The organism is Streptomyces sp. NPDC002742, from assembly GCF_042888885.1.
Lineage (GTDB): Bacteria > Actinomycetota > Actinomycetes > Streptomycetales > Streptomycetaceae > Streptomyces.
Window position 1 is genome coordinate 74,733 of sequence record NZ_JBIAQF010000035.1, and the last position, 8,110, is coordinate 82,842.

The 8,110-nt window shown below is 71.1% G+C and carries 7 protein-coding genes, 1 tRNA gene and 2 pseudogenes; 3 read left to right on the forward strand and 7 right to left on the reverse strand.

The features are described from left to right. Positions 1–485: 485 nt before the first annotated feature. Both ACFYW8_RS39320 and ACFYW8_RS39325 read left to right on the forward strand, forming a co-directional pair. Positions 486–587, forward strand: a complete 102-nt coding sequence (locus tag ACFYW8_RS39320; protein ID WP_389090299.1) for a hypothetical protein — start codon at positions 486–488, stop codon at positions 585–587. 52 nt (positions 588–639) lie between these two features. After that, entirely contained in the window at positions 640–1,236 is a 597-nt protein-coding gene (locus ACFYW8_RS39325) for a HEAT repeat domain-containing protein (protein ID WP_389090328.1), read from the forward strand. Positions 1,237–1,452: 216 nt separating this feature from the next. On the opposite strand, the gene ACFYW8_RS39330 is transcribed toward ACFYW8_RS39325, so the two are convergent. Then, positions 1,453–1,526: transfer RNA gene (locus tag ACFYW8_RS39330), tRNA-Pro, on the reverse strand. Between the two features lie 195 nt (positions 1,527–1,721). Continuing rightward, the gene (locus tag ACFYW8_RS39335; RefSeq protein WP_365869795.1) at positions 1,722–2,645 is read right to left on the reverse strand and encodes a LysR family transcriptional regulator; all 924 of its coding nucleotides are present in this window, start codon (positions 2,643–2,645) and stop codon (positions 1,722–1,724) included. A 71-nt stretch (positions 2,646–2,716) separates the two neighbouring features. Between ACFYW8_RS39335 and ACFYW8_RS39340 the strand changes: the two genes are divergently transcribed. Then, complete coding sequence (locus tag ACFYW8_RS39340) at positions 2,717–3,604, forward strand: SDR family NAD(P)-dependent oxidoreductase (RefSeq protein WP_389090301.1); 888 nt, start codon at positions 2,717–2,719, stop codon at positions 3,602–3,604. Between the two features lie 88 nt (positions 3,605–3,692). Here ACFYW8_RS39340 and ACFYW8_RS39345 read toward each other — a convergent pair whose 3' ends face one another. The 5 genes and pseudogenes from ACFYW8_RS39345 to ACFYW8_RS39365 all read right to left on the reverse strand — a co-directional run. Continuing rightward, the gene (locus ACFYW8_RS39345; protein WP_389090305.1) at positions 3,693–4,460 is read right to left on the reverse strand and encodes an NPP1 family protein; all 768 of its coding nucleotides are present in this window, start codon (positions 4,458–4,460) and stop codon (positions 3,693–3,695) included. A 299-nt stretch (positions 4,461–4,759) separates the two neighbouring features. Further along, positions 4,760–5,842: a maleylacetate reductase gene (locus ACFYW8_RS39350; RefSeq protein WP_389090307.1), complete on the reverse strand. Its 1,083-nt coding sequence runs from the start codon at positions 5,840–5,842 to the stop codon at positions 4,760–4,762. Then, positions 5,839–6,051 (reverse strand): annotated as a pseudogene (locus ACFYW8_RS39355) (6-chlorohydroxyquinol-1,2-dioxygenase); the annotation flags it as partial. The gene ACFYW8_RS39350 and the pseudogene ACFYW8_RS39355, both read right to left, overlap by 4 nt. After that, positions 5,955–7,367 carry an RNA-guided endonuclease InsQ/TnpB family protein gene (locus ACFYW8_RS39360; protein ID WP_389090310.1) on the reverse strand — a complete coding sequence of 471 codons (1,413 nt, stop codon included), beginning with the start codon at positions 7,365–7,367 and terminating at the stop codon, positions 5,955–5,957. The pseudogene ACFYW8_RS39355 and the gene ACFYW8_RS39360, both read right to left, overlap by 97 nt. 298 nt (positions 7,368–7,665) lie before the next feature. Continuing rightward, positions 7,666–7,983 (reverse strand): annotated as a pseudogene (locus tag ACFYW8_RS39365) (dioxygenase); the annotation flags it as partial. Positions 7,984–8,110 lie beyond the last annotated feature (127 nt).

Sequence of the window (8,110 nt, forward strand, 5' to 3'; positions counted from 1 at the left end):
ACCCACCTCGGCTCCGGCACCAGCTTCGGCGCCAACCAGCCGCTCTCCTCCGGCTGGCAGAACTACCTCAGCCAGCCCGGCCAGGGCACCCTCTCCTTCGAGTAGCGCGGCGGAGTAGCTACCCGGACGGCAACGTGGCGGTGCCCCGATCACCCTGGGTGATCGGGGCACCGCCGCGTTCTGGGGCTCATGCCCTCACGCCCAGGTTCCGGTTCGGTCACCGCGGCGGTCAGGCGTGCGCGTAACCGGGCGTCATGGGGGCGAGGCACGTGGGTGGGCTGGACGCACTCGGAGCTCTCCGGATCGGTGCGCTGTCCGGGAATCGAAGCTTCCCCTTGACGTTGGACACTTGGAGACTGGGACGTGAGGTTCCAGAGGAAGCAGTGCCAGGTGGGAAGTAAGAGCAACCGCAGCAGGCGGTACACGGAGGCGTTCAAGCGGACGCGGTCGCCCTGATCCGCTCCTCCGGCAGGACCGTCACCGAGGTGGCCCGGGAACTCGGCGTCGGCGCCGAAGGACTGCGGAACCGGGTCAGGCAGGACCAGGTGGACCGGGGCCAGGGGGTCGGGCGGGCTGACGACGGCTGAGCGGGAGGAGCTGCGCCGCCTGCGTCGGCAGAACGGCGTACCGCAGGCGCTGCTGCGCAGAAGCCACCAGGAGGCTGTCCGGGCCTTGGCGAGCCTCGGCGACACGCGCGCGCTGCCGAGTCTGCCGGCCGCGCTGGACAGCGACGTCGACGCCTGGCGCGCGGTCCAGGTCGCAGGGTATCTGCCGCGGGCGGCGGACCAGTTGGTGCCCCGGCTCTGCGACCACCTGCGCCGGCTCGACCTGTCCCAGCAGTGGACCGAGATGAGTGCCAACGCGGTCCTCTCCGCCCTGGCCGCGCTGGGCGACCCGGCTGCGGTGCCTGTGGTTGTGGATACGCTCGGCGCCGCGGTGCGCCATGAGCAGCACCACATCATGCGATCAGCCCTGAAGTCGCTGGGGGCGTTCGGCCCGGCGGCGGCCAGCGCACGGGACACGATCCGGCCGCTGACCACCGCCGCCGACCCGCACACGCGGCTGGCAGCCGTTGCCGCGCTGCGGGCAGCCGGTGGTGATCTGGCCGAGGTCATGCCGCCCCTGCTCGGCCTCCTCGACGACCGCATCGGTGACTCGGCTGTTCTGCTCGGCGAAATGGGCCCGCCCGCCTCGGCCGCACCGCCGCGTCTGCGCACCCTCCTGACGCACGACTAAGAAGGGTGCGGATCCTTTGAAGTGACGGTCGGGATCAAGCGGTTCGTCGTAGAGCATGACTGCGTTACGAGATGGCTCCGCAAGATCCTGCCGCCCGTGGCAGGCGAAATGCACCCACGAGTGGCGGCCGAGCCGGTCCCCAACTGGTCCCCAAAAATGATCAAAGGCCGGTTTCGGATACCTCCGAAACCGGCCCTGACCTGCGACTGTCTCCAGTCGGGACGACAGGATTTGAACCTGCGACCCCTTGACCCCCAGTCAAGTGCGCTACCAAGCTGCGCCACGTCCCGATGCGTCTCACTCGCGGTGACCCGCGTGTTCGCGCACCCGAACCCTACCGCACGTCGGTGGATGACCGCGCACGCATTGTCATCGTCCCAGCGCAGGTGGGGTCGCCGTACGAGGCGGGATGGGCGCCGTACGAGACGGAGAGGGTAGACGTGCGAGACGGAGAGGGGCGTCGGGCGAGACGGAGAGGGGCGCCGTCAGGCCGGTTCGTCCAGGTCCGCCGCGGCCGACCGGAGTGCGTCGGCCAGCCGGGCTGCCGGCTCCGGCAGCGGGTGCGGAAGGCGGGCCAGGACGAGTCGGCGCCGCTCCTCCGAGCCGCCGTGCACGGACAGGATCCGTACGCCGGCCGGCGCGGCGGGGGCGAGTGAGGCGGGAACGGTGGTCAGACCGCAGCCCGCGGCCACCAGGTGCAGTTTGGCGAGCCAGTCACGGGCGGTGTGGGCGATCACAGGGCGTTCGTCCAGTCCTGGCCAGACGCCCATCAGCCGCTCGTCACCGACGGACGAGCCGGCGATCCAGCGCTGTCCCCGCAGGTCGGCGATGTCGACGGAGTCGGCGGCGGCGAGTGGATGGGTGGCCGGCACCGCGAGCCGCAGGCTGCGTTCACCGAGCGTACGCACGGTCAGCGGGGGCGACTCGCCGTCCAAGGGCCGGAACGGCGGCGCCGAGGCGAGCAGGGCCAGGTCCAGGGTGCCGGCCCGCAGCGCGCGGACCAGCGCGGGAGTGCTGCCCTCCCGGGTGATGACGGTGATCGCCGGATGGCTGCGGCGCAGTGCGGCGACGGCGCGGGGCAGCAGGAAGGCGCCCGCGCTGGCGAACCAGCCGAGGCGGACGGTCCCGGCGTCGGCGGGCAGCCCGGCGAGTTCACGCGCCGCCGCGTCGATCTGGTCGAGAACCGTCACGGCCCGGCGCAGCACGACGTGTCCGGCCGCGGTCAGCCGCACGCCGTCCCTGCGCCGCTCCAACAGCGGTGCCCGTGCGGCCCGTTCGAGAGAGGCGATCTGCCGGGACACGGCGGACTGGGTGTAGCCGAGGGCCCCGGCCGCCGCGGTGAGCGTGCCCCGCTCGGCCACCTCACGGAAGACACGCAGGGCGACCAACGAGACATCGGTGAAGTCCATGACGATTACGCATACCAGACCTGAGCAGGTTTCGTTGGACGCATGCCCGAGGTGTTCCTAGCGTGGTGGGCATGACCAACGCACGCATCGCTCTTGTCACCGGAGCCAATCAGGGGCTCGGCTTCGCGCTCGTCGAAGGGCTCGCCGCCCGGATGGACCGCCGCGACCTGGTCCTGCTCACCGGGCGCGACGCGCACCGGGTCGCCGGCGCCGTCGCGCGGGTCAACGCCTCCGCGGCCACCGTGAGCCGGGTCGAGGGCCGCGTCCTCGACGTCAGCGACGCAGGCGCCGTACGGGAACTGGCGGCCGAACTCGGCGCGCGCCACGGCGGGGTGGACATCGTGGTGTCGAACGCGAGCGTCACGCTGACGCCGGAGCGGCCGCAGTCGGAGCAGGCCGACGCCTTCATCGATGTCGCCAACGGGGGCACGCACGCGGTGCTGCGTTCCTTCGGCCCCATGGTGCGCCCCGGTGGGCGGCTGATCGTCGTCGCCAGTTCGCTGGGCACGCTGGGGCATCTCGACACCCGGCTGCATCCGCTGTTCGACGGTTCCCCGCTCGACGAGGTGGAGAGGGTGATCGAATCCTGGCGGGCCGCCGTGCACGCGGGCGCCGAACGGGAACTCGGCTGGCCCCGGTGGATCAACGTGCCGTCCAAGGTGGCCCAGGTCGCCGCCGTGCGGGCGGTCGCGGCCGAGCGCCGGGACGCCGACCTGGCGCGCGACACCCTGGTCGCGGCGGTGTGCCCGGGGCTCGTGGACACAGCGCTGTCGCGCCCGTGGTTCACCGACTTCAGTCAGGCGCAGACCCCGGCGCAGGCCGCCGTCGCGATCCTCCATCTGCTGCTGCGCGACAAGGTCGATCCGGCCCACTACGGCGAACTGGTGCGGTTCGGTGAGGTGTTGCCGTGGCAGGCGGGCAGGCCGCCACGTCACCAGGAGCGGCTTCTCAACTCCTAGGGTCCGTACGCACGGGCCGTGGTGGTCCGTACCGGCAGGGGCCGTGGTGGGTGGCGCCGGGCGCGCATCACCCACCAGCGGCCGTCTGTCAGGCGTTGGGGTCGAACGCGATGCCGGCCGGCTTGGCCTTCGCCAGATGGGAGTTGAGGTTGCCGTCCTTGAGGCCGAACACGGCGCTGCCGAAGTCGTACGCGCTCAGCTTGTCGCGCAGCCCGGCGGGGTAGCCGTTCCAGCCCACCAGGGTGGGGAACTGCCAGGTGTGGTAGTGGTTCTCCGGCGGCTCGTCATTGGTGTTCGCGGGACGGAAGCAGTGCGTGCCGATGCCGTCCTTGTGGTAGACGACCTTGGGGTGCGTCCCGTCCCAGCGGATCTGGTCCCGGGTGTAGATGTTGAAGTTGCCGTGGGCCGAAGTGGAGACGTACTTGGCCTCGTTGTCCTGGACCCACACCACCACGTGCTCCCAGTCGTTGCGGTGCCCGCCGAGACCGCTGCCGACGACGGCCTGGTCCTTTTCCATGTAGAGGCCGTAGATGATGGCGCACCAGCCGTTGTTGCACTTCTCGCGGGAGTACCCGTTGGTGTTGTCGAGGTCCCACGAGTCGCGGCAGTGGCCGTTCAGCGCCCCGGAGGGGTTGAGACCGGGGTTGATGGTGCCGTCGGGGCCGATGGCGGGAGTCGGGTAGCAGCCGTCGGTGTCGTAGTCGAAGGCCGGCTGGAACGTCGACTCCAGCGCGTCCGCGTTCCCGGGCAAGGCCGTGGGCGGATCGGCGAGCGCGTTGCCCGGGAAGGCGACGACCAGCGCTACGGCGCTGCCCAGGATGAGCGAGACCTTGCGGGCCCGCGAGCTTCTTGTCACTGCTTCCTCCAGATCGACCGCGGCGTGGGGGCGGGGCAGACCAGGCGGTCGTATTGGCATGCCCAGGTCAGCCTTCCGGGCGGGCGGGGAAAACACCAGAGGTCGCGGGTGTCGGAGCGATGAAGGATCCGCCAATGGGGAGGGCGAGGCGGCCTGTTGGGGTGGCCCCGCCCCTTTTGGGACTCAACTCCCTTTCGCTGCAACCCAGTTGCCGTCGGAATCGAGGCCGCCGGACCCGGTGAGCGGCTTCACGAACGGCGGCGGGAAGGGGCCGGCGGCGACGGACGCGGCCCGTCGCCCTATGAGTCCTCGCTCCGCGGCTCCCACCCCTCGTAGGCGGCCGTGAGCAACCCCAGGACGCCGTTCGCGGTGACCTCGCGGGGGTTGGGGTAGGACTCCGCGGCCACCTGGGTCGCCGCGCGGGCCAAGTCGGCTTCCTTCAGGCCGAGTTCGGCGAGGGTACGGGGAGCGCCGAGGCCCCCCGCGAGGTCCCGCAGGGCGCGGGGGACGTCGTCGCTGTCCATGGCCCGTGACAGGACGGCGATGGCCCGCGGGGCGGCGGGCGCGTTGTAGGCGAGGGCGTACGGGAGGACCACGGTGTGGGTCTCGGCGTGCGGCAGACCGAAGGTGCCGCCGAGGACATGGCACAGCTTGTGGTGCAGGCCCATGGTCGTCGCGCCGAGGCAGGCGCCGCAGAGCCATGCGCCGTAGAGGGCCCGGCCGCGCGCCTCCGGATCGCCGGGGGCCGCCGCCACGTCCGGAAGGGCGCCGGTCATCGCCCGTACGCCCTCCTCCGCCATCAAGGAGACGAGCGGCGACGCGTCGGGGGCGTACAGCGCCTCGACCGCGTGCGCGAGGGCGTTGACGCCGCTGGTCACCGAGAGCGGGACCGGGAGGCCGAGGGTGAGATCGGGGTCGTAGACGACGCAGCGGGGCTGTACGGAGGAGTCGCGTCCGGTGCGTTTGACCCCGTGCTCCGTCAGACCCCACACCGACGTCATCTCGGAGCCCGAGTACGTCGAGGGCACGGCGATCAGCGGCAGGCCGGTGCGCAGCGCGATCGCCTTGCCGAGGCCGATCGCGGAGCCACCGCCCACGGCGACACACCCGTCGGCACCCGTCGCCCGCGCCACCTCGACCGCCTCGTCGGCGACCTCCACGGGAACGTGCATCCGCGCGCCGGTGTGCACCCCCACGCAACTGTCGCCCAGCGCGTCCGCCACCGCCCGTGCGGCCTCCGCGCCGCGGCTGCCGCACACCACGAGCACCCGGTGCAGCCCGAGCCGCGCGGCCTCCCCCGGTGTCGCGGTCACCGAGGCACCGGGCCGGAAGACGACCCGGGCGGGCCGGGTCTCGTAGGAGAAGTCGAGCGGGGTGGTCATGCCGGCTCCAGTACGAGTTCGAAGTGGGCGTGCCGGAAGGGGTTCGCGACGCCGAACTCCCGTGCCAGCGGGGGATCGTCCGTCTCGGCGAAGTCCTGGACGAGGCTCTCCTTCACCGCGAAGACGGCGTCGGAGTCCAGATAGGGGCTGCCCGCCACGAAGATGTGCGTGGTGACGGGGGCGTGGCCCTCGGCCGAGGCGATGAATTGACATCCTCCCCCTCTTGAAAGAGAGGGATTCCAGCCCGTGCGGGTTGGGGTTCACGGGTGTTCGAACGGCCGGTGGCCGTTGTCACCCCTCCGGCACCGGCTGTTCGCCGGGGGCGGGGGATCCCGCCCTGTCCTGCCGCGACATTGACTGCTGCGTTGGTGTCGGCGTTGCAGGTGAAGCCGCAGGAGGAGCAGACGAACTCGGCTTGGCTCTTGCGCGAGTTCTTGTCGATCCAACCGCAGACGCTGCAGCGCAGACTGGTGTAGGGGGCGGGGACGTCCTCGACCCGGCCCGGGGCCTTGTGCCCGGTGCGCTGCCGGAGCAGGCCCCAGCCCTGAGCGAGGATCACCCGGTTCAGCCCGGCCTTCTGTCTGACCATCTGGCCAGGCTGTTCGATCGTTCCCTTCGCGGAGGCGGTCATGTTCTTGACGTTGAGTTTCTCGAACCGGACCAGGTCGTAGGTGCGGGCGAGCATCGTGCTGGTCTTCTCGCACCAGTCCCTGCGCCGGTCTGCCTCACGGGCCTTGATACGGGCGGCCTTCGCGTACTCGGCGCTCTTGTGTTCGCTGCCCTTAGGGGCGCGGGCGGCCCGGCGCTGGTGTTTGCGGATCCGGGCGCGTTCCCTGACGGTGAGCTGGGGACAGTTCAGTTTCCGCCCGTCGGAGAGGGCGGCGGTGATTTTCACGCCCCGGTCGATGCCGATGACCTCGCCCGTGCCAGGCCCGTCGATGGGGGCGGGGACGACCGCGAACGCGATGTGCCACTGACCGTTACGGAAGGTGACACGGAACGTCTTCGCCTTCGGCAGCTCAGAACCCTTGCCCTTGCGGCTGAGCCGGAAGCGGACCCAGCCGCAGCCGGGCACCTTCACCCGCGCCCACCTGCGGTTGAGTTTGCGCACCACGACCGAGCGGCCCATGACCTGCTTTCCGGTCTTCGCGTTGAGCTTCGGCGAGCCGTCCGCCTCGAACTCCCCGATGCGGCCGGTGCCGATGACACGGAAGCCCTCGTGCACGTGCTTCCTGCGCCAGGTCGGCTCACCGAACCCGGAGGTGAAGCGGGCGTTCTTGGCTTTGGCGAAGTCCTTCAGGGCCTGCTGCTGCACGTCCGCATTGCCTGCGCCCAGCCACTCGTTGTCGCGCCGGGCCTCGGTGAGCTGACGGCACTGCTCGGCAAAACCGGGCGCCGCCCTCCGGCCCCTGTACCAGTGCGTGTGCTGCTCGACGGCCAGGTTGTAGACGTACCGGGCGTGCGCACAGTGGCCGAGCATGACACCCGCCTGCTCACCCGTCGGGTACATCCGAAACCGTGCCATGACCGTGAACCTAGCCAACACGTTCCCCGACCGCCCACACCATCGACCGACATCACCCGTGCGAGTGACCGCTCCCGGCCACCGACCCGCCCGGCCATCAGCTGGCCAGCTGGCCGCCGTCAAACGACCACCGTCGACTCCGAGTTGCCGCACCCGCCCGAGGCCGGCCTCACCACCGCCTCGCCCGAGGCGCCGAACCGCCCTGTCGGCGGTTCGGCTTCCCCGCCCCGCCCCGCCCCGCCCCGCGGGAGCGGGCATTCACCCCGGCCCTGAAGGACCGGGCACCCTGCCCGAAAGCAAGGTGGAAGGATCCGAGCACCGTCGACTCCGTCGCACCCGGCTCGCCGTGGCCGTTCAGGGTCTCCACCAGCATGGAGACGCCGAGCACGTCCGACAGGAGGATGAATTCCTGCCGGGTGTCCGTGCACATCCGCCCGGTCTCCGTCAGGAAACCTATGGCGCTCTCCCACTCCCCCGTCGTCGGCCTTGTCTCGCGGACGAAGGCGTGCAGGTGGCGGGCGAGCGCGCCGAGCAGCTCACGCAGCCTCAGGTCGGCCGTGCCCGCGAAGCTGTCGACTACAGCGCCGGTGATGTCCGTGGTGAATTCCTTGGCCATGCCGCTCCCGTGGTCCCGCCGGTCGTCCTGCCGGGGGGTGCCTCTATGTCCTTCGTCAAGGCCGTGCTGGTCATGCAGGGGTGGTTTCGGGGAGGCGGGGTTCGTAGAAGGTGCCGTCTCGGAGCAT

Excerpts from the sequence above, each read along its gene's own strand:
- ACFYW8_RS39335 (WP_365869795.1), bottom strand. The coding sequence starts at position 2,645 with ATGGACTTCACCGATGTCTCGTTGGTCGCCCTGCGTGTCTTCCGTGAG.
- ACFYW8_RS39340 (WP_389090301.1), top strand. The coding sequence starts at position 2,717 with ATGACCAACGCACGCATCGCTCTTGTCACCGGAGCCAATCAGGGGCTC.
- ACFYW8_RS39350 (WP_389090307.1), bottom strand. The coding sequence starts at position 5,842 with ATGACCACCCCGCTCGACTTCTCCTACGAGACCCGGCCCGCCCGGGTC.
- ACFYW8_RS39360 (WP_389090310.1), bottom strand. The coding sequence starts at position 7,367 with ATGGCACGGTTTCGGATGTACCCGACGGGTGAGCAGGCGGGTGTCATG.